This is a genomic window from Curtobacterium sp. ER1/6, assembly GCF_001742745.1.
GTDB classification, from domain to species: Bacteria; Actinomycetota; Actinomycetes; order Actinomycetales; family Microbacteriaceae; genus Curtobacterium; species Curtobacterium citri.
Genome location: NZ_MJAK01000007.1, coordinates 135,520 through 161,855, shown reverse-complemented (window position 1 = coordinate 161,855; position 26,336 = coordinate 135,520). Strand labels below are relative to the sequence as shown.

Sequence of the window (26,336 nt, the reverse complement as noted above, 5' to 3'; positions counted from 1 at the left end):
CGGCGACGACGAGCAGATCGCGGGCCGCGCCCGYCMGATCCTTCCCACAACAGGTGCGATGGGGAGCGGKTCNGGGCGGGGCCGCCCGGAACCGCTCCCCATCGCACCTGTTGTGGGAAGGATCGGGCGGGCAGGGCCGCGTGGCGAGCCTGTCGGCGCGCAGGCACCTGGTCGGAACGGGCGTACCTGGTCGGAACAGGCGTACCTGCATTGATGGAACGACCAGCTACGCCCGGAACCGCTTCCCATCGCACCCGTTCTGGGAAAGATCGGGCGGGCGGGGCCGCCCGGAACCGCTCCCCATCGCACCCGCGATGGGAAGGAACGGGCGGCGCACGCACGACGCCCCCGCTGCCGGGAGGGCAGCGGGGGCGTCGTGGGACGCTCGGCGTCAGGCGCGCGCGGCTCCCGCACGGCGCCGACGCACCACGAGGACACCGGCACCGGCCGTCACGAGCAGGAGCGCCGCGGCGATGCCTCCCGTCAGGTCGGCACCCGTGTACGCGAGCTCGCCGGTCGCGGGGTCGACCGTGACCTCGGTCCACCCGAGCACGGTGCCGTCGAGCGCGGCCACCACCAGGCGGTGGGCACCGGCCGACACGTCGGCGGGGACGAGGACCGTGACCGTGCCGTCCGCCGCGACCGTCGGGGTGCCGAGCAGTCGGGCGTCCGAGAACAGCCACACGGCCACCGGCTGCCCGGCGTACCGCGTGCCGACGGTGATCGTCACCGAGGACCCCGCGCGCACGGAGTCCGGTGCCGAGACCGAGCCGCGGTTCGCGTCGGTCAGGGCCTCGGTCGGAGCGACCGGGGCGGTCGGGCTGCCGGGCACGGACGGGGTCGGGGTCGGTGCGGACCCGCCGGTCCCGGGCGTCGGGGTGGGCGTGCCGCCGTCACCCGGGGCCGGCGTGCCGCCGTCGCCAGGAGCGGGCGTACCGCCGTCACCGTCACCCGGCTCGGTCGTCGCGTCGCACGGGTGGGTCCCGGTGCGGAGCGAGGCGCCGTTCGTGTCGTTGTCGTCGGCGTAGAAGGTCGCCCGCGCGCCGTCGACGCAGCGGCCCGAGATCGCGAAGCCCTCGTTCGCGAGCGTCCGGTCGGCGTTCGCCGGCGCCTCGTACAGCGACGCGAGGGCGAAGGCGCCCTCCTGCACGTCGAAGAGCGCGGTGCGACCGGAGCACGCCTCGTCGCAGACCACCCAGAGGGCGTCGAGCGTCGGGTCGAACTGCACCTCGGCCACCAGCGAGAACGGGGTGCTGATCGTCGCGACACGCTGGAACGAGCCGTCGTCCATCAGGGCGTAGGCGTACACGCTCGCGGTGCCCTCGACGCCGACGAAGAAGAGTCCGTCACCGTGCCCGGGGTAGGACGCGGGGGCGTAGGCCGCGCCGGTGTGCTGGTCGACGAAGCCGCGCTCGGTCAGCCAGGCGTCCGACACCCAGGTGACCCCCTCGAGTCCGGCGTTGGCACCGAGCCCGGGGAAGTCCGCGGCGAGGTTCCACTCGTCGGTCGCCCGCAGCGTGGACTCCGCCCCGGCGGCGGTGGCGAAGCGCAGGACCGCGGGGCGGCTCACCTTCGACACGTCGTTGTCGCGCTCGGTCGACACGTAGACGGCACCGGGGTCGTCCGCGGTCACGGTGACGCCCTCGGCGTCGGGGGTCCCGGAGCCGTCCGCGTAGCGCAGGTCGGTGCCGGCGGCGTTGGTCGGCGCCCAGCCGCCCTTGCCGTCCGGCGCGAGGTGGTAGAGCAGGCCGTCGCCGTTCTGCACCGCCCAGAGCTGCCCGTCGCGCGAGGTCGACGAGGTCGTCCAGTCGAGCCCGCTGAGGTCACCCGTGAAGGTGCCCTCGGCGTCGAGCACCGTCTCGTCCGGTCCGCCCGGCCACGCCTCGGCGGTCACGACGCCGGTGAAGCGGTTCGCCGCACCCTTGGTCGGCTCAGCCGTCTCGGCGAACTCGCCCGCGCCGTCGGGGTTGCGCCCGTACGTCGTCGCCGCGTGCGCGGTCCAGGAGTACGCGTCGACCCGGACCCCGCGGGGGTCGAAGAGCCGCACGCTGTCGGCCTTGCCGAGCCCGAAGCCGAACTGCGCCTCGTCGAGCACGGTGAAGCCGCCCGCCGCGACCGTGGTGCCGGCCGGGATCGTCCAGGCGTGGTCGTCCTCGCTGTCCCGCAGCACGTACCCGCCGAGGTCGACCGTGGTCGTCCCGACGTTCGTCAGCTCGACCCAGTCCCCCGGGGTGCCGTCCTGCGACTCGACCTCGTTGATCCGCACGGGCGAGGAGCAGTCGTTCGGGGCGCCCTTCGTCGACGCGGTGGTGTCGACGAGCGTGCCGGAGCCGTCCGGGCAGCTGCCGTACGTGACGACCGCGTGCGAGGTCCACGCGTACCGGAGGGTCAGCGTGCCGCTCGTGTCGTAGAGCCGCACGGCGTCGGCACCGCCGAGCCCGAAGCCGAAGCCCGGCCGGGTCGTGGTCTCCTCGTCGACGACGAGGTACCCGCCCGCGGCGACGGTCGAGCCGGCCGGCAGCGTGTACGCCGTGTGCGTCGAGTCGGAGTCGAGGAAGCGCCAGCCGCTCAGGTCGATCGGCGCCGACGAGGTGTTGACGAGCTCGACCCAGTCGTTGTCGTCGCCGTTCGACTCGACCTCGTTGATCGCGAGGCCGGTCGCGGGGCCGCTGGTGACGCGGGCGCCGACGGTGGGGTCGTCGTCGCCGACGGCGGCGAGGGCGGGGCTGGCGGTCAGGACGCCGGCGGCGAGGGCGAGGCCCGTCGCGATGCCGGCGCCGACCCGCAGGGCGGGTGTGCGCATGCAGAGTCCTTCTCGGGTTCGGGGGGAGACCTGCACGACTGTTCAGGACCTGGGCATCCGCGCGGTGACCGCCCGGTGAACGACGGGTGTCGCAGCAGCGGTCGCCGACCGGTCGACAGGAAGCGCGCGGCGACAGGAGGCGCGTGTCGAGAGGAGCCGCGTGGCGGACGGGAGGCGCGTGTCGAGAGGAGCCGCGTGGCAGACGGGAGGCGCGTGTCGAGAGGAGCCGCGTGGCGGACGGGAGGCGCGTGGCGGCGCCGCACCGCGCCTCCCGTCCGGCGGTGGTTCCCGTCTCCTCCCAGCAGCCGTCGGGAGGATGGTGGGGACCACGCGAGGCGCGCGTCCGGTCGGAGAGGACATCGTGTCGAACGAGAACAGCCAGGCCGCAGTGCAGTCGATGATCGACCGGGCCGGGCGGATCACCGCTGACGAGGCCGAGGCGCTCGACGTGACCTGGAAGGCGGACGAGGGCATCGTCGTGCCGGAACCGAGCGCGTCGCTCGCGATCCAGGGCGGGGCGGACGGCCGGATGGTGACGAACGCCGACCTCCTCGCCGCGTGGCAGCACGCGCTCGAGGCGGCGGGCGCAGCCGGCCGTGTCGACGAGATCGAGGCGGCGCAGGAGGCCGGGCGTGCGGTGAAGCACTCGGACGCGCACCTGCGTGACCGAGCCGGCGCCGAGGAGGCCGTCCGGTCGGCGGTGCTCGCGACCGGGGTGCGCGACCTGCTGTCGGACGACGAGTACGCCACGCTGACCGCCGCCTGGCGGAAGGTGCTCGGCGAGGTCTGAGGGACGGCTGCCCCGGGTCAGGGACGGGCGACGCCGCCGAAGTCGGGCGAGCCGTCGGGTGCCGCCGGCAGCGGGGTGCCGTCGACGTAGCGCGGCCACGCGAGTGCCCGGGCCCCGTCCGGCCGCCGCTCGTAGAGCAGGCCGTCGCTGCCGCGGACCGTCGCGGCCTCGTCGTGTGTCCGTCGTCCGCCGTCCGCCGGCACGGTGGGATTCACGGAGACGGCCGGAGCCGCGGCGACCGCGGTGCCCGCGGGGACGGCGGGAGCGGCCGGGACGGGCGTGCCCGTCCAGCCGCCGGCGACCGGCGTGGCTGCCGCCAGCTGGCTCCGCCACGCCGCAGAGGGGGCGTCGACGGACGCACCGACACCCGGGCCGCCGTGGTGCCGCGGCCGGAACAGCGCGTTGCTCAGCGGCACGACGACGGTGCCGAGCAGGTCGAGGATGACGACCACCCACACGAGCCGCCAGTACCCGCTGGCGAGGTCGGCGTCCGGGGCCAGCAGCGGCACCGAGAGCAGCAGGGCGAGCAGCGCGATCACCCCGACGGTCACCTTCGCCACGAGCTGCAGCAGCGGGGTCGGGTAGCGGCGGTGGATGACGAGCAGCAGGTGCACGTGCAGCAGGGCGAACCGCGCGACGAACACGATCCCGAGCCACTGCCAGAAGTGCTCGCCGACGAGCCAGATCCCGTCGCCGCCGTCCGGGTCGGTCGGCACGACCCAGACCTTGAACAGGCCGGTCACGAGCAGGTACATCGACACGACGATGCTCGCGAACGCGAACGTGCCGGACCGCCTCGAGGACACGTCTGCGTCGTACCAGGACAGCAGCGCGAACACGACGACCACGACGACGGTCAGCAGGAGCTGCACCGCGACCCGGCCGAAGTCCCCGAGGAGCACCGCGACGATGCCCACCAGTCCGGCCGCGACCACGGCGCCGATGATCGTCCGGAAGACCATCGGCCGGACCCGGGCCCAGCGTGGGTCGATCGTCCCCGTCGGGTCGTCCGTGATCGTCATGCGGCCCTCCGTCGCGTGCGTGTCCCCGAACCCTAGCGAGGCCGGCCGTGGCGGCGCAGCACCGCGAACGGGGGCCCGACGGTCCGGGCCGTCGGCGTCAGCGCCGTCAGCGCCGGAGGCCGTCGGCGTCAGCGCCGGATGAGCAGCGCGCTCGCGCGGGGGGACAGCGCGGCGTCGAGCACCAGGCAGGCCGCTCCGACCGCCGTCACGTCCGCGCCGCGACCGCTGTCGACCACCGCGATCGGGTGCTTCGGCACGAGCAGCGGTGACGCGACCACCGCCGCACGGGCCGCGGGCAGCGCGACCGGTGCGATGCGTGACCAGAGGGGACCGCCGAAGACAACCCGGTCGATGTCGAGCAGGTTGACGATGACGACCACGGCCCGTCCCATCACGGCGCCGGCCTCGGCCGCGAGTCCCACCGCGACCTCGTCGCCGGCCTCGATCGCGGCGCCGAGGGCGTCCCACGCCCGCTGCACCGCGGCGATGCCGTCCGGCTCGCCGGGGCCGAGGCCGGGATCGTCGTCACCGAGCCGCAGCCCGCGGGCCCGCGCCACCTGCACGAGCCGGTCGGGCGCGACGGTCCCGCCGACCTCGCCCCGGCTGCCGGCACCGTCCGGTGTGCCCGCCAGCGCGCCCTGGTCGACCATGATGTGCCCGGCGTCGCCCGCGTTCGACCCCACGCCGCGCACGGGTTCGTGGTCGACGACGAGCCCCACGCCGAACCCCGTGCCGAAGTACACGAACGCGAAGTTCCGCGCCGACGACTCCCCCGCCAGGAACATCTCCCCGACGACCGCGGCCGTGACGTCCTTCTCGAGGAGCACCGGGAAGCCGGTGGCCTCGGCGAGCGCGTCGCGGAGCGGGACGTCCCGCCAGCGCGGCAGGAACGGCGGGTCGAGCACGACCCCCGCGTCCACGTCGATCGGTCCCGGGCTCGCGATGCCGACCCCGAGGACGCTCTCCGCCGCGACCCCGGCGTCCGCCACGAGACCGGCGATGGCGGTGGCGATCGTGCGGACGACCTCGGTGGGGTCGTCCGCCGACGGCGTCGACGTCGTGGTCTCGGCGACCACCCGGCCCGCCAGGTCGAGGAGCACGTACGTCACGACGGCAGGGTCGACGTGCACCCCGACGGCGTAGCGGCTGGTGGCCTCGAGCCGCAGGATCGTCCGGGGCTTGCCCCGTCCAGCCACGACCGTGCCGGACTCGGCGATCATGCCCGCCTCGATGAGGAACCGCGTGACGTTGGACACCGTCTGCGCGCTCAGGCCCGTGCGGGCGGCGAGCTCGACGCGGCTCAGCCCGTCCGGCGAGCGACGGACCGCGTCGAGGACGACGGTGCGGTTGAAGCCGCCGATCGAGGGCAGGTTCGCCCCACGCCGATGCTCCACCATGTCGCGACCCTACCGCCGCGGACGGGCGTGCAACGTTGCTGCAACGGACCCTGCTGCGTCCTGGCACCCGGACGGGGTGCACCGCTAGCCTGAGCGGCATGACGGACCTCCGCCTCGAAGCCCTCTCCGCGTCGACCGCCGCCGCGGCGAACTCCCTGACGCTCAAGCCCGGGCAGGAGCAGTTCGTGCAACCGACGACGTACGGCGTCGCGGAGTCCGACGTGAAGCCGAGCTCGGCGTGGACCCGGGTCGTGCTCGACGGCGACCGCGTGGTCGGCATGATCATCGGCACCTTCGACGAGGACAACCGCGAAGAAGAGCTGCGCAGCGCCATCTGGCGCGTCAACGTGGCCGCCGACGCGCAGGGCAGGGGCGTCGGCCGGTTCGCCGTGCACGGCCTGGCGGACGAGGCCCGGAGCCGTGGCTTCGAGCGCCTGACCGTGGTCTACGAGCCCGGCGGCAACGGCGGCCCCGAGGCGTTCTTCCGCGCCCTCGGCTTCGAGACCGTGCGCGACACCCAGTACGGCGACCACTTCGCCGTGCTCGCCCTCTAGCCACGCGGGTGACGGAGCCGGACTTCGGCGCAGCCGTCGCCGAGGTGGTCCGGCTCATCCCGCCGGGTCGCGTCATGACCTACGGCGACGTCGCCGCGGCGCTCGGGTCCCGTGCCTCGCGCGCGGTCGGCAAGGTGATGGCGCACGAGGGCGCCGACCTGCCGTGGTGGCGCGTGGTGCGGTCCGGCGGGCTGCCGCCGCTCCGGCACGAGGCACGCGCGCTCGAGCACTACCGCGTCGAGGGGACGCCGCTCGTGGACGGTCCGTCGGCCTGGAGGATCGACATGCGTCGTGCGCGCTGGTCACCCGCCACGGACGCCGACGACCCGTTCTGACCTGCTCGCGCAGGTCACGTCACGCGTCACGCGTCGAAGCGCGTGCCCTTCGGGTTCGACGGCAGCAGGAACAGCACGAGCAGCACGAGTGAGCCGATACCGACGAGCACGTGCAGGAACTGCCAGAAGCCGGAGCGGTTCGCGTCGTGGAGCCGACGGGCGCCGAGCGCGAGCGAGCCGACCAGCGTCGCCAGACCCCAGAGCACGAAGAGGTACGAGCCGACCGGGTTCTCGAACGCAGCGCTGCCGGGCGTGAACAGCTGCGGGACGAGCTGCAGCACGAGCCCGACCACGAACGAGGTGACCCACCACCACCAGAACTCCGCACGTGACGCCCGCCCGGTGAACACGGTGTACTTCCGCCAGAAGCGACGGAACGCCGCCGAGAAGGGCGCGCCGTACCAGGGATCGCGCAGGGCGACGCCGCCGGGCTGCACGCTGTCGTTGCTCATGGAGCAACCCAACCACGTGCAGCCCGGTCCGTCAGACGAGCGAGTCGCGCCAGGCCGCGTGCAGCTGCGCGAAGCGCCCGGTCCCCGCGATGAGGTCGTCGGGTGTGCCGTCCTCGACGATCCGGCCGTACTCCATCACGAGCACCCGGTGGGCGATCGCGACGGTCGACAGGCGGTGCGCGATGATCACGGCCGTGCGGTCCGCGAGCAGTGTCTCGAGCCCCTCCTGCACGAGCCGCTCCGACGGGATGTCGAGCGACGCCGTGGCCTCGTCGAGGATGAGCACCTTCGGGTCGGCGATGAACGCTCGGGCGAACGACAGCAGCTGCCGCTGCCCGGCCGACACCCGACCGCCGCGCTTGTTCACGTCGGTGTCGTACCCGTCGGGCAGGGCCTCGATGAACGTGTGCGCGCCGACGGCTTCCGCCGCCCGCACGATCTCGTCACGCGTCGCCCCCGGCTTGCCGAGCGCGATGTTGTCCGCGACCGAGCCGGAGAACAGGTACGCCTCCTGCGTCACCATGACGATCGCGCGCCGCATGTCCCTCGGGTCGATCTCCCGCAGGTCCACCCCGTCGAGCCGCACCGAGCCCCGCGACGGGTCGTAGAACCGCGCCATGAGCTTCGCGAGCGTCGACTTGCCGGCACCCGTCGACCCGACGAGCGCGATCGTCTGCCCCGCCGGGATGTGCAGGTCGAACTCGGGGAGCACGACCTTGCCGGCGTTGTAGGCGAACTCGACGTCGTCGAAGTCCATCGCACCCGTCGCCTCGGGCAGGCGCACCGGCTTCGCGGGGTCCGGCACCGACGGGCGTTCCTCGAGGACGCCGGAGATCTTCTCCATCGCCGCCGAGGCCGACTGGTACCCGTTGTAGAACATCGCGAGCTCCTGCGCCGGGTCGAAGAACCGCTTGGCGTACAGCGCGACCGCGAGCAGCGCGCCGACCTCGAGCGAGCCCCCGACGATCCGGAAGCCACCGACGATGACGACGGCCGCGAGCGTGGCGTTGCCGATGAGCACGAGCACCGGGTCGAACGTCCCGAACAGGTTGAACACCTTCGTGTTCGCGACGCGGTAGTCCTCGACGTAGCGGCCGTACTCGTCGCGGTTGCGGGACTCCTTGCGGAACGCCTGCACCGCCCGGATGCCGGTCATGGTCTCGACGAAGTGCACGATGACGCGCGCCGAGGTCACGCGGGTGGCACGGAACAGCGTCTGCGAGTTCGTCTGGAACCAGCGGATGAGGAACCAGAGCGGCACGAGCGACACCGCGAGCACGAGCCCGGACGTCGGGTCGAGCAGCACGAGCGCGATGCCCGTGAACACCATGTAGAGCACGCCCTGGATGAGCTGGTTCAGGCCGGAGTCGAGCAGCTCGCGGATCGAGTCGAGGTCGCTCGTCTGCCGCGAGATGATCCGCCCCGAGGTGTACGTCTCGTGGAACTCGAGCGAGAGCCGCTGCGTGTGCAGGAACACCCGCTTCCGCAGGTCGAACAGGATCGCCTGGCTGATCCGCGCCGCCAGCACGGTGTACCAGGCGGTCAGGACGGCGCCGAGCACCGCGACGACGATGTACGTCGCCACGACACCGAACGCCGGCACCCAGTCGTTCTCGTCCATCACCCGGGGCAGGGCGTTGTCGATGCCCCATGCGATGAGCGCCGGACCGGCGACGGTGCCCGCGGTGGACACCACCACGACGACCCCGAGCAGCACGAGCCGTGCCTTCAGGGGCGCGGCGAGCGACCCGAGCAGGGCGAGGGAGCGACGCCGCAGGCGCTTGCTCTCCGCCTTGGTGAAGTCCTCGCGCTCCTCGCCGCGCACGCCCTGCGTGGTGATCGACGCGGTGACCGGAGCGGCAGCGGCCGCGCCCTCGTCGAGGACGGGGTCCGCGCCTCCCGGCCCGGTTGCCGTGTCGACGGGAGGTACCTGCTCCTGCTGGCTCATGCCATCGCCTCCTCTCGGGCGGGTGCGTCGTCCTCGTCGAGCGACGAGATGACGTAGCGGTAGTGCTCGTTGGTGGCCATCAGTTCCGAGTGGGTGCCGACGGCGGTGATGCGGCCGCCCTCCATGAGCGCCACCCGGTCGGCGAGCGTCACGGTGGAGGGGCGGTGGGCGACGATGAGCGACGTCGTGTCCGCGAGGACCCGGCGGAGCCCCGCCTCGACGCGGGCCTCGGTGTCGACGTCGAGCGCCGACAGCGGGTCGTCGAGCACGAGCACCGACGGCCGGGCGGCGATGGCACGGGCCAGGGCGAGCCGCTGGCGCTGGCCGCCGGAGAGCGACAGGCCCTCCTCGCCGACGCGGGTGTCGACGCCCTCGGGCAGGTCGTCGACGAACGACGCCTGCGCGATGTCGAGGGCCTCGCGCATGATCCGCTCGGCCTCGTCCCCGGACAGGTCCGGACGTCCGAGCAGCACGTTGTCCCGCACGCTCGTCGAGAAGAGCGTGGCGTCCTCGAACGCGACACCGACGTGCCGGCGGAGCTCGGCGCGGGACAGGTCCCGCACGTCGACGCCGTCGATCGTGATCGAGCCGCCGGTGACGTCGTAGAGCCGCGGCACGAGCGACAGCAGGGTCGTCTTGCCGCTGCCGGTCAGGCCGACGAGCGCCATGGTCTCGCCGGCTGCAGCTGCAGCTCGACCCCGTCGACCAGGTCGGGGTACGCGTCCGTGGCGTCCTGGTACCGGAAGTGCACGGCATTGAAGGACAGCGCCCCGTGCGGCTCGGCGATGGTCCTCGGCTCCGCCGGGTCCTCGATCGTGTTCTCGGAGTCCATGACCTCGAAGAACCGGTCGACGGCGGTCCGGGTGTCGAACGTCATCGACAGGAAGAACCCGATCGACTCGATCGGGAACCGCAGCACGGTCGCCGTGGCGAAGAACGCGAACAGCTGTCCGACGGTGAGCTCGCCCTGCGACGCCAGCCAGATGCCGGCGAGCAGGCAGAGCGCGAACGCGACGTCCGGCACGAGCAGCAGCCACAGCCAGATGCTCGCGATGGCCTTCGCCTTCTCGATCTCGGTGCCGCGCAGTGCCTCGGCCTGCTCGCTGAACTCCTCGAGCTTGCTCCGCCCGCGACCGAACGCCTTGAGCACGCGGATGCCGTGCACCGACTGCTCGACGCTGGTCGCGAGGTCGCCGACCTGGTCCTGGCTGCGCCGCGCGACCACGGAGTACTTCCGCTCGAACAGCAGGCCGTTGATCCACAGCGGGATCGACGCCACCAGGAAGATCAGGCCGAGCAGCCACCCGAAGGTGAACAGCACGACGAAGCCGACCGCGATCGTGACGATGTTCACCACGAGCAGCACGACGCCGAACGCCAGCCACCGCCGGATGAGCGACAGGTCGGACACCGAGCGGGACAGCAGCTGCCCGGACTCCCAGCGGTCGTGGAACGACACCGGCAGGTCCTGCAGCTTCGCGTACAGCGCGTTGCGCATGCTCGTCTCGATGCGCGTCGACGGGCGCATCACCAGCCGGCGGCGCGACGCGATGAAGAACGCCTCGAGCGCGCCGAGCGCGAGCACGCCGAGACCGGCGGGCCAGATGAGCGCGGCGTCGCGCGACGACAGCGGACCGTCGACGAGCCACTGGAGCACGTACGGGATCGCCAGGGCGACGAGCGAGGCGCCCATCGCCGCGGCCATGCCGCCGAGCAGCCGCCAGCGGTACGGCTTGACGTACGGGTAGATGCGCGCGATGGCGCGCAGGGTCGAGGGGCGGTCGGTGGACGGGAGCGCCTGGTCGGGCGTTGTGGACATGCGGTTGCGTCCTCGTGCGTCGTGCCGCGTCCGCTCGGCCGGGTCACCGGTCCCGTCGACGGGTCACGTCGGCGGGTGGCGGTCCGGCCGGGAGGCGCGGTGTGGCATTGCGTGGGTCGTCGGCCGGGCGCGTGGTCGCGCGCCGTCGCCGTCACTCGCGTGACGTCGACCGGGCCGGTGGGCACCGGGGACACGGGTCCCCGGGTTCTCAGCGGACGGTCCGCGCTCGCCGACGGTGTCGTCGGGCGCGGGGCCGTGGGAGGGGCCTGGCTAGGCGGCGGCCGCGGCTCGGTACCGCAGCGGCAGGGCCGCTTCGGTACGGGGTCGCGGAGCGGGAGCGGTCCCCACGAGGGACACGAGACCCGTCCGGGCAGCCGTCGCCACTGTTCCGGTCGTCGCGTCCATCGTCACTCCAGTCGTCGTCTTCGTCACCGTTGTGTCCGCCGGCACGGCCGATCCGGTTGCGATCGTCGGTACTCGGTGCGGAGCCTTACAGACTATTCACGGTCGCTGGTGCCGCGCAATGGCTCCGGCGTTGTTGGACGCCGTCGATCTGAGCACGGCTCAGTGGGCCCAGTGGGCTCAGTGGAAGAAGTGCCGCTCGCCCGTCAGGTACATCGTCACGCCCGCTGCCTGCGCCGCCGCGATCACCTCGTCGTCCCGCACGCTGCCGCCCGACTGGGCGACGGCACGGACACCGGCGTCGAGCAGGACCTGCAGCCCGTCGGCGAACGGGAAGAAGGCGTCACTCGCTGCGACGGACCCCGCGGCACGCTCCCCGGCGCGGCTGACCGCGAGGTGACACGAGTCGACCCGGTTGACCTGGCCCATGCCGACGCCGACGCTCGCGCCCTGGTCGGCGAGCAGGATGGCGTTCGACTTCACGGCGCGGCTCGCCTTCCACGCGAACGCCAGGTCGGCCAGGGTCGCGGCGTCGGCGGGCTCGCCGGACACCAGCGTCCAGGTGGACTGGTCGAACGCGGTGAAGCGGTCGGCTTCCTGCACGAGGAAGCCGCCGGAGACCTGCTTGACCTCGCGGGTCGCGAGCGCGAAGTCCGCCGGCAGCGTGAGCAGGCGGATGTTCTTCTTCTGCGACAGGATCTCGAGCGCCTCGGGGTCGAACGCCGGTGCCACGACCACCTCGGTGAAGATGTCGCGGACCGTCTCGGCCATCTGCTTCGTGACCGGGCGGTTGGCGGCGATGACCCCGCCGAAGGCCGACAGCGGGTCGCAGGCGTGGGCGGCGGCGTGTGCCGAGGCGATCGGGTCGACGGCGTCCGCCGGGGCGATCGCGATGCCGCACGGATTGGCGTGCTTGATGATCGCGACGGCCGGGGTGTCGAAGTCGTACGCGGCACGGACGGCCGCGTCGGCGTCGACGTAGTTGTTGTACGACATCTCCTTGCCGTGCAGCTGCGTCGCCTGCGCGATGCCCGCTCCCCCGGCGGTCGTGTACAGCGCGGCGGCCTGGTGCGCGTTCTCGCCGTAGCGGAGCGTCGCGGTCAGGTCGGCCTCCAGGTGGAGGGAGTCGTCGAACGACCCCGGCGTCTCGACGTCGCCCGCACCGGTGCCGTGCCCGGCGGCCCCGGCGGACCCGACCACGTCGGACGCGAAGTACGCGGCGACCGCGGCGTCGTACGAGGCGGTGTGCGCGAAGGCCTGGGCGGCGAGCCGCTGCCGGAGCCCGAGCGTGGTCCCACCGGCGCGGACGGCCTCGACGACCTCGGCGTAGGACGACGGCGACACGACGATCGCGACGTTCGGGTGGTTCTTCGCGGACGCACGGACCATCGCGGGGCCGCCGATGTCGACGTTCTCGACCACGGTCGCGGGCTCGGCGCCCGAGGCGACCGTCTCGACGAACGGGTACAGGTTCACGACCACGAGCTCGAACGGCGCGATCCCGAGGTCGGCGAGCTGCTGCTCGTGCGACTCGAGGCGCAGGTCGGCGAGCAGGCCGGCGTGCACGGCCGGGTGCAGCGTCTTCACGCGGCCGTCGAGCGACTCGGGGAAGCCCGTCACGCTCGACACGTCGGTGACGGCGTACCCGGCGTCGCGGATCGTCTGCGCCGTGCTGCCCGTCGACACGAGCTCGACGCCGGCGTCGGCCAGTGCGCCGGCGAGCTCGAGCAGGCCGGACTTGTCGCTCACCGAGACGAGTGCGCGCCGCACGGGCACGACGTCGCGGTGGCGGTAGAGGCTGGGGTCGGCGGCGTGCACGCTCATGCGCTCGGGGTGCCCTTCAGGTCGGTGGTGCCGTTGGCGATGTCGAGGATGGTCTGGACGAGCAGGCGGCGCTCGACCGGCTTGATGCGGTCGTGCAGCGTCGACTCGGTGTCGCCCGGCAGCACCGCGACGCGCTCCTGCGCCAGGATCGGTCCGGTGTCGACGCCGTCGTCCACCTGGATGATGCTCGCGCCCGTCTGCTCGACGCCGGCGGCGAGGGCGTCCCGGACGCCGTGCGCACCGGGGAACTCGGGCAGGTACGCCGGGTGGGTGTTGATGATCGCCGGGGCGAACTCGGACACCACGGCGTGCGGCAGCAGGCGCATGAGGCCGGACAGCACGAGCAGGTCGGGCGACCACGGGCGGATCTGCGCGGCGAGCTCGGCGCCCCACTCCTCGCGCGTGGCGAACCGGGAGAACGGCACCGTGAAGGTGGGGATCGAGAACTCCTCGCCCAGGCCGAGGCCCTCGGCGTCACGGTCCGCCCCGATCGCGACCACGCGGGCGGGGTACTCGGCGTCGGTCGTCGCCTCGAGCAGGGCTCGGAGGTTCGAGCCGGTACCGGAGATCAGGACGACCAGTTCGAGCACGGGGTCCACCCTACCGGCGGTGCGGTCACCGATCCGCGTCGTGCTTCGGACGACGCCACCAGGGCAGCTCGTCCTCGGCGATCTGGTCGGTCTGGTCCCAGCGGGTGCCGCCCGTCGCGGGCGCTGCCGGTGCGGTCGTCGCCGGGGTGGGCTCGTCGGCGTCGTCGCGGCCGGCGACGAACTCCTCGGTGCTCCACGGGAAGGCGGGCTGCTGCTCGGTACCGGGCGCGTGCGGGAGCGTCTCGTCCGCCGGTCGCGGTCCGTCGTCCCCCGTGCTGCCCGCGCCGGTCCCGCCGACGCGGTCGCGCAGGTCGCCGGCACGGTCGCGCAGGTCGCCGGCGCGCGCGCGGACGTCGTCGGCGGCGCCGCGGAGCCGGTCCCGCAGTCCGCTGATGCCGCTGCGGGCGGGGGCGGCCGGTGCGGGAGCGACCCGCTCGGCGGCGACCGCGTCGGTCCGCGCCCAGTCCGGCAGCGGCACGTCGTCCGATTCCGCGACGGGTGTACGACGGGCGACGACGGGCTCGTGCTCGTGCTCCTGCGACGAGGCGGGCTCGCGCGCACCGTCGTGCGCTGGGTCGGCGTCGGTGTCGGTGATCGGCTCGGTCGGGTGGTCGTCCGACGCGGCCCCGGCAGCACCCGACGACGACGGCACGGCGGCACGGGTCGACGAGTCGTGGGCCTCCTCGACGGTGAACCGGTGGATCCCGGACGACGCCCTTCCGGCACCGGCCTCGTCGAGTGCGGTGACGAGCGAACCCGCGCGGGCGTCGTCGGCAGCGTCCTCGTCGGCCTCGATCCAGCGCTCGCGGCTCCGGGAGCGCTCGGGCAACCGCACGAGGTCGCTCCCCACGGCGAGCGCCACCGCGGCCGGTACGCCGACCTCGAGGGCCGCGAACACGCCGACGAGCAGGCCGTCCGGCCCGGCCTGGGTGAGTCGGCCCGGGCCGAGAGACCCCGACGTGAGCGCCGTGGCCACCCCGGTCAGCACGCCCGCCACGACACCGGTGAATGCTCCGGCGAGCGCCCGGCGGAGCGGGCTGTCTGCCGAGCCGAGCGCGCGCACGAGCGCGGGCCGCATGAGCCCGGCCACGACGAACCCGGCGACCACGGGCACGAGCACCCCGAGCAGGCCGAAGGTGTGGCCGGAGGCGGGCAGGGCGCCGAAGACCGGGATCCCGGGGATCGGGCCGAGGACCGTGCCGATCGGCGAGACGTTCGACCCGGTGCCGATCGCGAACCCGGGGCCGACGAGCCACGCCACGGCCCAACCGACCAGGTCGGGCAGGAACGCGAGCTGACCGACGGTGAGCGCGATGCCGCCGATGACCCCGGCGTGCGAGCGCTCGTACAGGGCGATGACCTCGGCGAACGAGGTGACGAGCAGGAGGGCGACGACCACGCCGGCGGCCGCGACCACGACGGCGGTCACCGCGGTGCCCGCTCGGAGGGCGAAGCCGACGGTGGTGCGCCACAGCACGGGCACCCGGTCGACCTGGTCGAGCAACCGGCCGGTCAGCGGGTCCGCCGGCAGCCCGCGACGGATCCGGCACACCTCGGCGGTCACGAGTGCGGGGACCGCGAACCAGAGCGCCGGGAACACGATCGCCTGCCAGACGACCGGGTCGGTCGCGGCGGAGGTGGACGAGAGCGCGACGGCGAGTCCGAGCAGGGCCACGCCCGCGGTCCCGACGAGCAGACCCGTCGTGCGGTGCTCCGTCTCCGCGAACCGTCGACCGGCCCGCCCTCCGAGCCAGGCCGTGACGACCGCGAAGCCGAGGGCTGCGAGCGTCACGTGGATGGGGTCGCCCGCTCCCTCGATGCCGGACGCGCCGGCCGTGGCGGTCCCGAGGTGGAACGTGACGTCCACGCCGTGCCCGACGAGCCAGACGCTGCCCGCGGCCTTCCAGAAGACGTCCCAGTCGACCTGCAGCCCGTACTCGAAGCCCCAGAGCAGGGTCAGCGGCACGAGCGCGATGCCGATGCCGACACCGACCGTCACGATCGCCTCGACGGCGGCCAGCAGTGCGGTTCCCAGGCGGTTCATCGCAGTCAGGGTACGTGCCGTCCCGCGGTCACCGAGCGAGCCGCGCGGCGGCGGTGGAGACTCACGACGATCCACAGACGGACGGGAGGCACGGTGCGGACCCGCACCGTGCCTCCCGTCCGTCTCCTGGTGACGCCAGCGCGACGCGCTAGCGCGCGGCGACCACCTCGCGCAGCAGCGCGGCCGTCTCCGACGGCGTCTTGCCGACCTTGACGCCCGCTGCCTCGAGGGCCTGCTTCTTGGCCTCGGCGGTGCCGGCCGACCCGGACACGATGGCGCCCGCGTGGCCCATCGTCTTGCCCTCCGGCGCGGTGAAGCCGGCGACGTAGCCGACGACCGGCTTCGTGACGTGTGCCTTGATGTAGTCGGCCGCGCGCTCCTCGGCGTCGCCGCCGATCTCGCCGATCATGACGATGGCCTCGGTCTCGGGGTCCGCCTCGAACGCAGCGAGCGCGTCGATGTGCGTCGTCCCGATGACCGGGTCGCCGCCGATGCCGATGGCGGTCGAGAAGCCCAGGTCACGCAGCTCGTACATCATCTGGTAGGTCAGGGTGCCGGACTTCGAGACGAGACCGATCGGGCCCTTGCCGGTGATCGTCGCCGGGGTGATGCCGACGAGCGACTCCCCGGGCGTGATGATGCCGGGGCAGTTCGGGCCGATGATGCGGGTCCCCCCGCCGAGGGCCTTGGCGTGCGCCCAGAACGCGGCGGAGTCCTGCACCGGGATGCCCTCGGTGATGACGACGACGAGCGGGATCTCGGCGTCGATCGCCTCCATCACGGCGTCCTTGGCGAACGCCGGCGGGACGAAGACGATCGAGACGTCGGCACCGGTGGTGTCGATGGCCTCGCGCACCGAGCCGAACACCGGGAGCTCGACGTCGCCGTGCGTGACGGTCGTGCCGGCCTTGCGGGCGTTGACGCCGCCGACGACGTTCGTGCCCGCCTTCAGCATGAGCGCCGTGTGCTTGGTGCCCTCGCCGCCGGTGATGCCCTGGACGATGACCTTGGAGTCCTTGTTGAGGAAGATCGACATTGCTCTGGTGCTCCTTACGCCGCGGCCGCGGCGAGCTGGGCGGCCTGCTCGGCCGCGTCGTCCATGGTCGCGGCGACGGTGACGAGCGGGTGCGCCGCCTCCGCCAGGATCCGACGACCCTCGTCCACGTTGTTGCCGTCGAGGCGCACGACGAGCGGCTTGGTGGCCGCGTCGCCGAGGATGCCGAGGGCGGCGACGATGCCGTTCGCGACGGCGTCGCAGGCGGTGATCCCGCCGAAGACGTTCACGAAGACGCTCTTCACCTGCGGGTCGCCGAGGATGACGTCGAGGCCGTTGGCCATGACCTCCGCCGAGGCGCCGCCGCCGATGTCGAGGAAGTTGGCGGGCTTCACGCCGCCGTGGCGCTCACCGGCGTACGCGACGACGTCGAGCGTCGACATGACGAGCCCCGCGCCGTTGCCGATGACGCCGACCTGGCCGTCGAGCTTCACGTAGTTCAGGCCGTGCTGCTTCGCCTTGGCCTCGAGCGGGTCCTCGCTCGCGGTGTCCTCGAGCTGCGCGTGGCCCTCGTGGCGGAAGTCGGCGTTCTCGTCGAGCGAGACCTTGCCGTCGAGGGCGAGGATCTGGCCGTCGCCGGTGCGGACCAGCGGGTTGACCTCGACGAGCGTGGCGTCCTCGCCCGCGAACACGTCGTAGAGCTTCACGAAGACGTCCGCGACCTGGTCCTGCAGCTCCGCCGGGAAGTTCGCCTGGCGCGCGATGTCGAGCGCGGCCTCCTTGTTGATGCCCGTGAGCGGGTTCACCTCGACGCGTGCGAGCGCCTCGGGCTTCTCGACCGCGAGCTGCTCGATCTCCATGCCGCCCTCGACGCTCACGAGCGACAGGTACGAGCGGTTGGCCCGGTCGAGCAGCACCGAGAAGTAGAACTCCTCGGCGATGTCGGCACCCTGGGCGACCATCACGCGCTGCACCGTGTGGCCCTTGATGTCGAGGCCGAGGATCGCCTTCGCGTGCTCGTACGCCTCGTCCGGGGTCTTCGCGACCTTGACGCCGCCGGCCTTCCCGCGGCCGCCGACCTTGACCTGCGCCTTGACGACGACCACGCCGCCGATCCGCTCGGCCGCGGCCCTCGCCTCTTCCGGGGTGTCGGCGGTGATGCCCTGCAGCACAGGGACGCCGTAGGACTCGAAGAGGTCCCTGGCCTGGTACTCGAAAAGATCCACGCTGTTCTTCTTCCCGCACGGTTCGTGCGATCGGCATCGGTCATCGGGTCGCACTCACCATCGAGGGTCGCTCGATGTCGAGACAACGGCCGCGCCCACCATACTGCCGCAGCGTGGACGCGGGGTGCGTGGCGTCGAGGCACCGCCCGGGGCCCGGTCTCCGCGGTTGGCCGGGGGACGCAGCGGCCGGGTGATCGGACAGGGAGCACGGGGCACGGTCGACGGGTGCACAAGGAACTCCGTACCCGCGCCGCCGACGTCTTCGGCTGGGACCTCCACCCCGAGCAGGAGCGGGTCGTCGACGCCGTCCTCGACGGCCGCGATGCGCTGGCGCTGATGCCCACCGGGTCCGGGAAGTCCGCCATCTACCAGGTCGCCGCGCTCGCGCTCGACGGCCCGGTCGTCGTCGTCTCCCCGCTCGTCGCGCTGCAGGAGGACCAGGTCGTCGGCATCGAGGACCACCCCGACGCCCCGCGTGCGGTGACCATCAACGCCACCCGGGGCAGCCGGCAGCTCGAGGACGCGTGGGACGCCGTGGCGTCCGGCGAGGCCCGCTACGTGTTCCTGGCCCCCGAGCAGCTGGCGAAGGACGAGGTCGTCGAGCGGCTGCGCGACGCCGGCGTCGCGCTCGTCACCGTCGACGAGGCGCACTGCGTGTCGAGCTGGGGGCACGACTTCCGCCCGGACTACCTCGTGCTCGGCGAGGTCGTCGAGCGGCTCGGACGCCCGCCGGTGCTCGCGATGACCGCGACCGGCTCGACGCCGGTCCGCACCGAGATCGTCGAGCGGCTCGGCATGCGCGACCCGCTGGTCGTCGCGACCGGCTTCGACCGGCCGAACCTGCGCTTCGAGGTCGTTCGGCACAGCGACGACGAGTCGAAGCGCGAGGCCGTCGTGGAGCAGGTCGTCGGGCTCGAGGGCGTCGGCATCGTCTACGTCGCCACCCGCGCCGAGACCCTGGTCTACGCCGACGAGCTCGTCGAGAGCGGTCGCCGGGCCAAGGCGTACCACGCCGGTCTGCGGGTGCGGGACCGCGAGCAGGTCCACCACGAGTTCCTCGACGGCGAGCTCGACGTCGTCGTCGCCACGAGCGCCTTCGGGATGGGCATCGACAAGCCCGACGTCCGCTTCGTCGTGCACGCCGACGTCCCGGAGTCGGTCGACGCCTACTACCAGGAGGTGGGCCGCGCCGGCCGCGACGGCGACGTCGGCCTCGCCACGATGCACTACCGCGCCGAGGACCTCGGCCTCCGGCGCTTCTTCGCGTCCGGGTCGCCGCGCCCGGCCACCCTCCGCGCCGTGTTCGACGCCGTCCCCGCGGAGGGCTCCGTCGCCCGCTCCGAGCTCGCCGAGCGCTCCGGTCTGGCCGCACGCACCGCGGGCCGCGCGGCCAACGCCCTCGTCGACGCGGGTGCGCTCGACGACGGCGAGGACGGTCTCACCCGGCGACCGGACGGTCCCCGCGACGCCGAGGACGCTGCGGGCCTCGCGAAGGCGCAGGCGAAGGAGCGCGAGGAGATCGAGGAGTCGCGCATCGCGATGATGCGTCGCTTCGCCGAGACCTCGGGCTGCCGTCGGCAGTTCCTGCTCGGGTACTTCGGCGACGAGCTCGCCGAGCCGTGCGGCAACTGCGACACCTGCACGGCCGGGACCGCTCAGGACGCGGACGCCCACGGTGCCGACGGTGCGAACGACGACGCCTGGCCGCCGGAGTCACCGGTCGAGCACGCCCAGTGGGGACGCGGCACGGTCATGAGCACGGAGGACGACCGGCTGACGGTGTTCTTCGAGTCGGCCGGCTACAAGACGCTCGGCCTGGCCGACGTCGAGGAGCGGCACCTGCTCGAACGCGTCTGACGCGCGACTCCGGCCGCTCGGCGGCTCCGGCCGCTCGACCACCCGCGCGGCTCCGGCCGCTCGGTCGGGGGAAGGCGCGGTCGCTCGACCACCCGTCGGCGACCGCGCTCCACTCCCCCGAGCACGGCGAGTGTGACCCGCGATCGTGACCCGCAGGTGACGCCGAGGTGAACACGACGCGAAGCCGCCCCGGGAGTGCGCGACCCGGACGACCCGTCAGGCGGACGGCGTACACAGGAAGACCCGACGGCCCGGCGGCCGGACACGACGCCGGAGCCCGACACCCACGGAAGGACTGCACCATGAGCGACCCCGGCATCAGCCCCGTCGACGACTTCGACGCCCAGGAGCGCCGCAACGACGACGTGGACCGCGAACACGTCGGCCCGTACGAGGTCGACGAGTCCGAGGAGTCCCTCGAGACCGTCACGAACGACGCCGTCGCCGGCGAGACCGTGGAGCCCCAGCCGGGTGACGGCTCGGACGACGGCCCCACCGGTGGCGCACCCCGCGAGGGCTCGCCCGACCTCTGGGAGCACGACGACGACACCGACCGCCCGGACCTCGGCGGCGACCTCGGCACCAAGCCGCTCTGAGCGTTCCCCCGCACCACCTCCGGAGCACGGCCCAGTACGATCGGGCCGTGCTCCGTGGCGTCCGTGACCGTGTCCGGGCCACGCCCGCGCTGACCCGGCTGCTCTCCCTGGCGTCGCTGCTGCTCGTCGCGGCCGCCGCCCACTCCGGCGCGCGCACCGGGACCGTCGCGTGGCTGCCGCTCCTGGTGGCCGGCGTCGCACTCGCCCTGCTGACCGGCGCGACCACGCACCTGTGGCCGCTCCCCGCGATCTGGCTCGTCGTGACCCTGCTCGCGGCCGCGAGCGGCACGGTCGTGGGCCCCGGCTGGCTCGCCGCCGCCCTGGTGGGCGGCGTGGTCGCCCTCGCGGCGGCCCTGGTCGCCGACACCGCGTCGGTCCGCCGCACGCGACGGTCGGGACCGCGTCCGTGACGCACCGGCCGGGAGGCGCGTCCCACCCCCGCCCCGTCGGCCGAGGCGTGGAGACGGCCGGTGGCGCATCCGTGGCGGGCCGGATCCGTGCCTCCCGGCCGTCCCGTGGTGACCGCGCCCTGTCCCGTGGCGACCGTGCCCTGCGCCGCTGGCTGGCGGACAGCACGCCGGTCGCGGCGGGCGGCCGCGCCATCCTGCTGCAGATCGCCGACCCGGTGGTCGGGGCGGGGGTCCGGCGGCACTCCAACTTCGCGCGCCGACCGCAGCAACGGCTGGCCCACACCCTGATGTTCGTCTACGCCGTGGTGATCGGGACGGAGCGCGACGCCGCCGTCGCCGTCGCGTCCGTGGACCGGGCGCACCGGACGGTCGCCGGGGCCGACGAGGTCGACCGCCAGCGCTGGGTCGCCGCGACGCTCTTCGACTCCGCGCGGGACGCCCACGCGCTCTTCGGCGACCCCCTGTCGGCCGACGACGCCGAGCGGGTGCTCGCGGCCTACGCTCCGATCGCGACGGCGCTGCGCGTGCCCGCCGAGGCCTGGTTCGCCTCGGTGGCGGCCTTCGACGCGTACTGGGAGCGCACGTTGCCGACCCTGCGCGTGACCGACGACGCCCGCGGGATCGTCCGCGACCTGCTGCACCCGCGGTTCGCGCCGCTGTGGGTGCGTGCGGCGATGCCGCTCGTCCGGGTCGTCACGGTCGGCATGCTGCCCGAGGCCCTGCGTCGGCAGTACGGGTTCCCGTGGGGCCCGCGCGAGCGTCGGCGCTTCCGGCGGGTGGTGCGGCTCGTCCGCGTGGTGCGGGCGCTCGTGCCGGGGTGGGCGCTCCGCCTGCCCGGGCCGCTGCTGCTGCGGGCGATGCACCGGGCCGCCGCGCGGTACGCGCACCGAACCTGAGCGACGACGCGGACGGGACGGTTGGGTGGGACCATGTCCAGTTCGCTCTCCGGTGACGACTCCCTGCACCTGCCCGAGTTCGACGCGCCTCCCGCGTCGCCGTTCGACGTCGCGCACGCGTGGCTCGACGGTGCCGCCGACCGTGACGTGTCCGAGCCCATGTCGATGACGCTGGCGACCGCCGGCTCGGACGGCCGGGTCAGCGCCCGGACCGTCGACGTCAAGCGGCTCGACGACCGCGGCCTCGTGTTCGGCACCTCGACGCTCAGCCCGAAGGGGCGCCAGCTCGCCGACAACCCGCACGCGGCGCTCCAGGTGTACTGGCGCGAGAGCATGCAGCAGCTCCGGTTCGAGGGCCGGGCGGTGCAGCTGTCCGACGCAGAGTCCGACGCGCTGTTCGCCGACCGCTCGCCGAAGTCGCGCGCCGCGACCGCGATCGCCGACCAGTCGGACGTGCTCGAACCCCGGACGCTGCAGGACCTGATCGACGACGCGAACGTGCTGCTGTCCGACACGGACGACGACGTGCCGCGACCCGAGGGCTGGGTGGCGTGGCGGCTCGAGCCGGACGTGGTGGAGTTCTGGCAGGGCAGCCGCGACCGGATGCACCGGCGGCTGCAGTACGTCCGCGCGGGCGACGGGTGGGACGTGGCGCGGTTGCAGCCGTAGGCGCGGGGGCGCGCGTGCGGCGCTCGGTCGCGGCGCTCGCGCGGTGTCGAACCACGGATGCGACGTCGAACCGGCTGTACGGCCTGGTTCGACGTCGGAATCGTGGTTCGACGCCGGTCCGTCCGGCCTCGACGCGGTGCGGATGGTGCGCTAGAGCTTCTCGATCGGGGCGATCTTGATGAGGAGCTTCTTGCGACCCGCGGCGTCGAACGCGATCTCGGCGATGCGCTTCGCGCCCTGACCGGTGACCGCGGACACCGTGCCCTCGCCGAAGTCGACGTGCGTGATCCGGTCGCCGGCGACGAGCTCCATGTCGCCGTTGTCGCGGACCTGCCCGGACACCCGGTTCGCCCACTCGGTCTTCGGGCGCGTCTTCGCCGCAGCGGCCGCGCGGTCGTACGACCCGCCGCCGAAGCCGCCACCGCCGCGGTACCCGCCACCACCGCCGGAGCCCGCGCCGCCGAAGCCGCCCGGGCCACCGCCGCGACGGGCGTTCAGCGCGCGGGGCTCGGTGCCGCCGCGGCTGTTCGCCATGCCCGGCGACTGCTTCCAGTCGATGAGGCCCTCGGGGATCTCCTGCAGGAAGCGGGAGGGCATCGCGACGTTGACGTCACCGAACTGCGCGCGCGTCATCGCCAGCGACAGGAAGAGCGACTTCTTCGCACGGGTGATGCCGACGTAGAACAACCGGCGTTCCTCCGCCGGACCCCCGGGCTCGTTCGCCGACATCCGGTGCGGGAGCAGGTCCTCCTCGACCCCGGTGAGGAAGACCGCGTCGTACTCCAGCCCCTTCGCCGTGTGCAGGGTCATGAGCGACACCGTGCCGGACGAGTCGTCGAGCTCGTCCGCCGCCGCGACCAGGGACACCTCCGTCAGGAAGTCGGACAGCGTGCCCTCGGGGTTGTTCTTCTGGAACTCGCGCGTCACCGCGACGAGCTCGTCGATGTTGTCCGCGCGTGCGGCGTCCTGCGCGTCCGGCGACTTCCGCAGGTTCTCGAGCAGACCGGAGCCGTCGAGCAGCTGCGTCAGCGTGTCGACGACCGGCTGCGTCGGGGCCTTCTCGGAGACCGAGTCGAGCAGCTCGGCGAACGCCGTGATCGCGTTCCGCACCTTCGGGCCGAAGCCGAGCTCGTCGGCGTGCCGCAGGGCGTCGCGTACCGAGGTCTCGTGCTCGTCGGCGTAGCGCTGCAGCGCCGTCTCGGTGACGGCACCGATGCCGCGCTTCGGCACGTTGAGGATGCGGCGGAGCGAGAGCGGGTCCGCGGGGTTGGCGACGGTGATCAGGTACGCCATGGCGTCCTTGATCTCGGCGCGCTCGTAGAACTTCGTGCCGCCGAGCACCCGGTACGGGATGGCCGAGCGGATGAAGATCTCCTCGAGCGCACGCGTCTGCGAGTTGGTCCGGTAGAACACGGCGACGTCGCGGTAGGACGTGCCCTCCTCGTGCAGCCGCTGGATCTCGTCCGCCACGAACTGTGCCTCGTCGTGACCGGTGTACCCGGTGAAGCCGACGATCTTGTCGCCGGCGCCGACGTCGGTGAACAGGTTCTTCGCCTGACGGTCGAAGTTGTTCGCGATGACGGCGTTCGCGGCGTCGAGGATGGTCTGCGTCGACCGGTAGTTCTGCTCGAGCAGGATCACCTTCGAGTTCGGGAAGTCCCGCTCGAACTCGACGATGTTGCGGATGTCGGCACCGCGGAAGGCGTAGATCGACTGGTCCGAGTCACCGACGACCGTGAGCGACGCCGGGGCGATGGACCCGTCGGCCTCGCGCATCCGCTCGACGTGCTGCCCGGCGTCCTCGAGCTTGTCGACCTGCTCGACGGGGACCGGACGGGTGAGCTCCCGGATCAGGGCGTACTGGGCGTGGTTGGTGTCCTGGTACTCGTCGACCAGCACGAACCGGAAGCGGCGCTGGTAGAGCGCGGCGATCTCGGGGAAGGCGCGGAACAGGAAGACCGTCTGCCCGATCAGGTCGTCGAAGTCGAACGCGTTCGCGCGACGCAGCTCGTTCGTGTACCGCCGGAACACCTCGGTGAACATGACCTCCTGCGGGTCGTTCACGTTGATGTTCCGGGCGTAGGTGTCGATGTCCTGCAGCTCGTTCTTGAGCTTCGAGATCTTGGACGCCGCGGCACCCACGGTCAGCCCGAGCGAGTCCGCCTCGAGCTCCTTGATGATCCGCTTGAGCAGCGCCCGCGAGTCCGCCGAGTCGTAGATCGTGAACGACTGCGGGAAGCCGAAGCGTTCGGCCTCGCGCCGGAGGATCCGGACGCACGCCGAGTGGAACGTCGAGATCCACATGCCCTCGGCGGCCTGGCCGACCAGGGCCTGCACGCGCTCGCGCATCTCGGCGGCGGCCTTGTTCGTGAAGGTGATCGCCAGGATCTGCGACGGCCAGGCCTCGCGGTTGGCGAGCAGCAGGGCGATGCGTCGGGTGAGGACGCTCGTCTTGCCGGAACCCGCACCGGCCACGATGAGCAGCGACTCGCCGCGGTACTCGACGGCTTCCTTCTGCTGGGGGTTGAGACCCGCGGTGAAGGGGTCGTCGTACCCGCCGGCGCGGTTGCCCGCGCCCGGCTCGGGGGACTGGTCGAAGGGGTCGAGCACGATCGTCATGACCGGAACAGTCTAGGCGCGGGCCCCGACAGCTGCCGAGGTCGTCGGTCCGGGAGCCGACGGCTCAGCCCGCGCCGCCCTCGACGAGTGCCCGCGCCCGCACCGCCAGGTCCGGGTGGTCCGCGAACACCCCGTCGACCCCGGTGCGCACCACCGACGTGAACCACCGCTCCCAGTCGCCGTGCGCCGCGACGTCGCCCCCGCGCCGCAGCGGAGCCGGCAGGAACCGGTTCTCCGGCCGCAGCGTCCAGGTGTAGACGGCGAGCCCGACCGCGTGTGCCCGGTCGACGACCACGCTCCGCACCGGCCGCGGATCGTCGACGGGCACGGTGTCCGCCCCCGCCGTCAGGGTCCGCAGGTCGACGCTGATGCCGTGGAACTCCCCGGCGAACGCGGCGAGCGCCTCGTCGGTCCGTTCGGAGGCCCACGACGGAGCCGCCGACCCGTGGGCGGCGACCTCGTCCGCGGCGCTGCCACGGGCCTCCTGGAGGTACACGAGCCGACCACCCGTGCCGCGCGAGCCGAGCTGCCGGAGCACGGTCTTCTCGAACGACTCGACGGTCAGGCGCTCGTCGCCGCGCCAGCCGGCGTCCCCGAGCGCGTCGTCGAGCAGCTGCGCCATCGGGAACCCGGCCCGGTCGAAGAAGGTGGCGTGCTTGACCTCGGCCACCAAGCCGACCGCACGCGGGGCGGCGTCGAGGATCCCGAGGAGGTCCTCGAGGCGCAGCACCGTCCCCTCGCCGTCGTGGGCCGCGGACGCGGGTCGCAGCGCGGGCAGGCGCTCCCGGACCCGGAGCGTCCGGACCTCGTCCCACGTCATGTCCTCGGTGAACCACCCGGTGACGCTCTGCCCGTCGACGGCCTTCGTCGTCCGCAGGTGCGCGAACTCCGGATGGTCGGCGACGTCGGTCGTCCCGGACACCTCGTTCTCGTGCCGGAGGACCAGGACGCCGTCCTTCGTGGGCACCAGGTCGGGTTCGATCGCGTCGGCACCGAGCTCCACGGCCAGCTCGTAGGCGCCCCGGGAGTGCTCGGGCCGGTGTCCGGAGGCGCCCCGGTGGGCGATCACGCGCGTCATGGGCCGACCGT

The 26,336-nt window shown here is 73.2% G+C and carries 20 protein-coding genes and 1 pseudogene; 8 read left to right on the top strand and 13 right to left on the bottom strand.

Annotated elements, in window-relative coordinates:
• Positions 1-391: 391 nt before the first annotated feature.
• On the bottom strand, positions 392-2,803 hold the full coding sequence (locus Cus16_RS11990; RefSeq protein WP_069712870.1) for a lamin tail domain-containing protein: 2,412 nt from the start codon (positions 2,801-2,803) through the stop codon (positions 392-394).
• A gap of 361 nt (positions 2,804-3,164) precedes the next feature.
• Between Cus16_RS11990 and Cus16_RS11985 the strand changes: the two genes are divergently transcribed.
• Positions 3,165-3,593: a hypothetical protein gene (locus tag Cus16_RS11985; protein WP_141718953.1), complete on the top strand. Its 429-nt coding sequence runs from the start codon at positions 3,165-3,167 to the stop codon at positions 3,591-3,593.
• 17 nt (positions 3,594-3,610) lie between these two features.
• Here the strand turns inward: Cus16_RS11985 and Cus16_RS11980 are convergent, their stop codons facing one another.
• Positions 3,611-4,615 carry a hypothetical protein gene (locus Cus16_RS11980; RefSeq protein WP_069712868.1) on the bottom strand — a complete coding sequence of 335 codons (1,005 nt, stop codon included), beginning with the start codon at positions 4,613-4,615 and terminating at the stop codon, positions 3,611-3,613.
• 128 nt (positions 4,616-4,743) lie between these two features.
• The gene (locus Cus16_RS11975) at positions 4,744-6,012 is read right to left on the bottom strand and encodes an ROK family transcriptional regulator (RefSeq protein ID WP_069712867.1); all 1,269 of its coding nucleotides are present in this window, start codon (positions 6,010-6,012) and stop codon (positions 4,744-4,746) included.
• Between the two features lie 98 nt (positions 6,013-6,110).
• On the opposite strand from Cus16_RS11975, the gene Cus16_RS11970 reads away from it, so the two are divergent.
• Both Cus16_RS11970 and Cus16_RS11965 read left to right on the top strand, forming a co-directional pair.
• The gene (locus Cus16_RS11970; protein WP_069712866.1) at positions 6,111-6,566 is read left to right on the top strand and encodes a GNAT family N-acetyltransferase; all 456 of its coding nucleotides are present in this window, start codon (positions 6,111-6,113) and stop codon (positions 6,564-6,566) included.
• Positions 6,567-6,574: 8 nt separating this feature from the next.
• On the top strand, positions 6,575-6,901 hold the full coding sequence (locus Cus16_RS11965; protein ID WP_069712865.1) for an MGMT family protein: 327 nt from the start codon (positions 6,575-6,577) through the stop codon (positions 6,899-6,901).
• 26 nt (positions 6,902-6,927) lie between these two features.
• On the opposite strand, the gene Cus16_RS11960 is transcribed toward Cus16_RS11965, so the two are convergent.
• From Cus16_RS11960 to sucC, 8 genes and pseudogenes are all read right to left on the bottom strand, one after another.
• Entirely contained in the window at positions 6,928-7,353 is a 426-nt protein-coding gene (locus Cus16_RS11960; RefSeq protein WP_069712864.1) for a DUF805 domain-containing protein, read from the bottom strand.
• Positions 7,354-7,384: 31 nt separating this feature from the next.
• A complete protein-coding gene (locus Cus16_RS11955; protein ID WP_069712892.1) occupies positions 7,385-9,193 on the bottom strand; it encodes an ABC transporter ATP-binding protein in 1,809 nt (602 codons plus the stop codon).
• A gap of 104 nt (positions 9,194-9,297) precedes the next feature.
• Positions 9,298-11,120: pseudogene (locus tag Cus16_RS11950) on the bottom strand (ABC transporter ATP-binding protein).
• 582 nt (positions 11,121-11,702) lie between these two features.
• Positions 11,703-13,346 carry a bifunctional phosphoribosylaminoimidazolecarboxamide formyltransferase/IMP cyclohydrolase gene (gene purH / locus Cus16_RS11945; RefSeq protein ID WP_069712863.1) on the bottom strand — a complete coding sequence of 548 codons (1,644 nt, stop codon included), beginning with the start codon at positions 13,344-13,346 and terminating at the stop codon, positions 11,703-11,705.
• Positions 13,343-13,936 carry a phosphoribosylglycinamide formyltransferase gene (gene purN / locus Cus16_RS11940; protein ID WP_069712891.1) on the bottom strand — a complete coding sequence of 198 codons (594 nt, stop codon included), beginning with the start codon at positions 13,934-13,936 and terminating at the stop codon, positions 13,343-13,345. Before purN ends, purH begins: the two co-directional genes overlap by 4 nt.
• A 25-nt stretch (positions 13,937-13,961) precedes the next feature.
• Positions 13,962-15,980 carry a DUF6350 family protein gene (locus tag Cus16_RS11935; protein ID WP_069712862.1) on the bottom strand — a complete coding sequence of 673 codons (2,019 nt, stop codon included), beginning with the start codon at positions 15,978-15,980 and terminating at the stop codon, positions 13,962-13,964.
• Between the two features lie 148 nt (positions 15,981-16,128).
• Positions 16,129-17,016 carry a succinate--CoA ligase subunit alpha gene (gene sucD / locus Cus16_RS11930; RefSeq protein ID WP_069712861.1) on the bottom strand — a complete coding sequence of 296 codons (888 nt, stop codon included), beginning with the start codon at positions 17,014-17,016 and terminating at the stop codon, positions 16,129-16,131.
• A 14-nt stretch (positions 17,017-17,030) separates the two neighbouring features.
• On the bottom strand, positions 17,031-18,200 hold the full coding sequence (sucC, locus tag Cus16_RS11925; RefSeq protein WP_069712860.1) for an ADP-forming succinate--CoA ligase subunit beta: 1,170 nt from the start codon (positions 18,198-18,200) through the stop codon (positions 17,031-17,033).
• 225 nt (positions 18,201-18,425) lie between these two features.
• On the opposite strand from sucC, the gene Cus16_RS11920 reads away from it, so the two are divergent.
• The 5 genes from Cus16_RS11920 (at position 18,426) to Cus16_RS11900 (ending at position 22,628) form a co-directional block, all read left to right on the top strand.
• The gene (locus Cus16_RS11920; protein WP_069712859.1) at positions 18,426-20,057 is read left to right on the top strand and encodes a RecQ family ATP-dependent DNA helicase; all 1,632 of its coding nucleotides are present in this window, start codon (positions 18,426-18,428) and stop codon (positions 20,055-20,057) included.
• A gap of 302 nt (positions 20,058-20,359) precedes the next feature.
• Positions 20,360-20,653 (top strand): hypothetical protein, encoded by a 294-nt coding sequence (locus Cus16_RS11915; protein WP_069712858.1) that lies wholly within the window; start codon positions 20,360-20,362, stop codon positions 20,651-20,653.
• Between the two features lie 47 nt (positions 20,654-20,700).
• Positions 20,701-21,063, top strand: coding sequence for a hypothetical protein (locus Cus16_RS16720; RefSeq protein ID WP_069712857.1), 363 nt, complete (start codon positions 20,701-20,703; stop codon positions 21,061-21,063).
• Positions 21,064-21,134: 71 nt separating this feature from the next.
• On the top strand, positions 21,135-21,959 hold the full coding sequence (locus Cus16_RS11905) for an oxygenase MpaB family protein (protein ID WP_189319583.1): 825 nt from the start codon (positions 21,135-21,137) through the stop codon (positions 21,957-21,959).
• A 33-nt stretch (positions 21,960-21,992) separates the two neighbouring features.
• The gene (locus Cus16_RS11900) at positions 21,993-22,628 is read left to right on the top strand and encodes a pyridoxal 5'-phosphate synthase (protein ID WP_069712855.1); all 636 of its coding nucleotides are present in this window, start codon (positions 21,993-21,995) and stop codon (positions 22,626-22,628) included.
• A gap of 150 nt (positions 22,629-22,778) precedes the next feature.
• On the opposite strand, the gene Cus16_RS11895 is transcribed toward Cus16_RS11900, so the two are convergent.
• Positions 22,779-25,247, bottom strand: coding sequence for an ATP-dependent helicase (locus tag Cus16_RS11895; RefSeq protein WP_069712854.1), 2,469 nt, complete (start codon positions 25,245-25,247; stop codon positions 22,779-22,781).
• Between the two features lie 64 nt (positions 25,248-25,311).
• Positions 25,312-26,325 carry a glycerophosphodiester phosphodiesterase family protein gene (locus Cus16_RS11890; RefSeq protein ID WP_069712853.1) on the bottom strand — a complete coding sequence of 338 codons (1,014 nt, stop codon included), beginning with the start codon at positions 26,323-26,325 and terminating at the stop codon, positions 25,312-25,314.
• Positions 26,326-26,336: the final 11 nt, after the last annotated feature.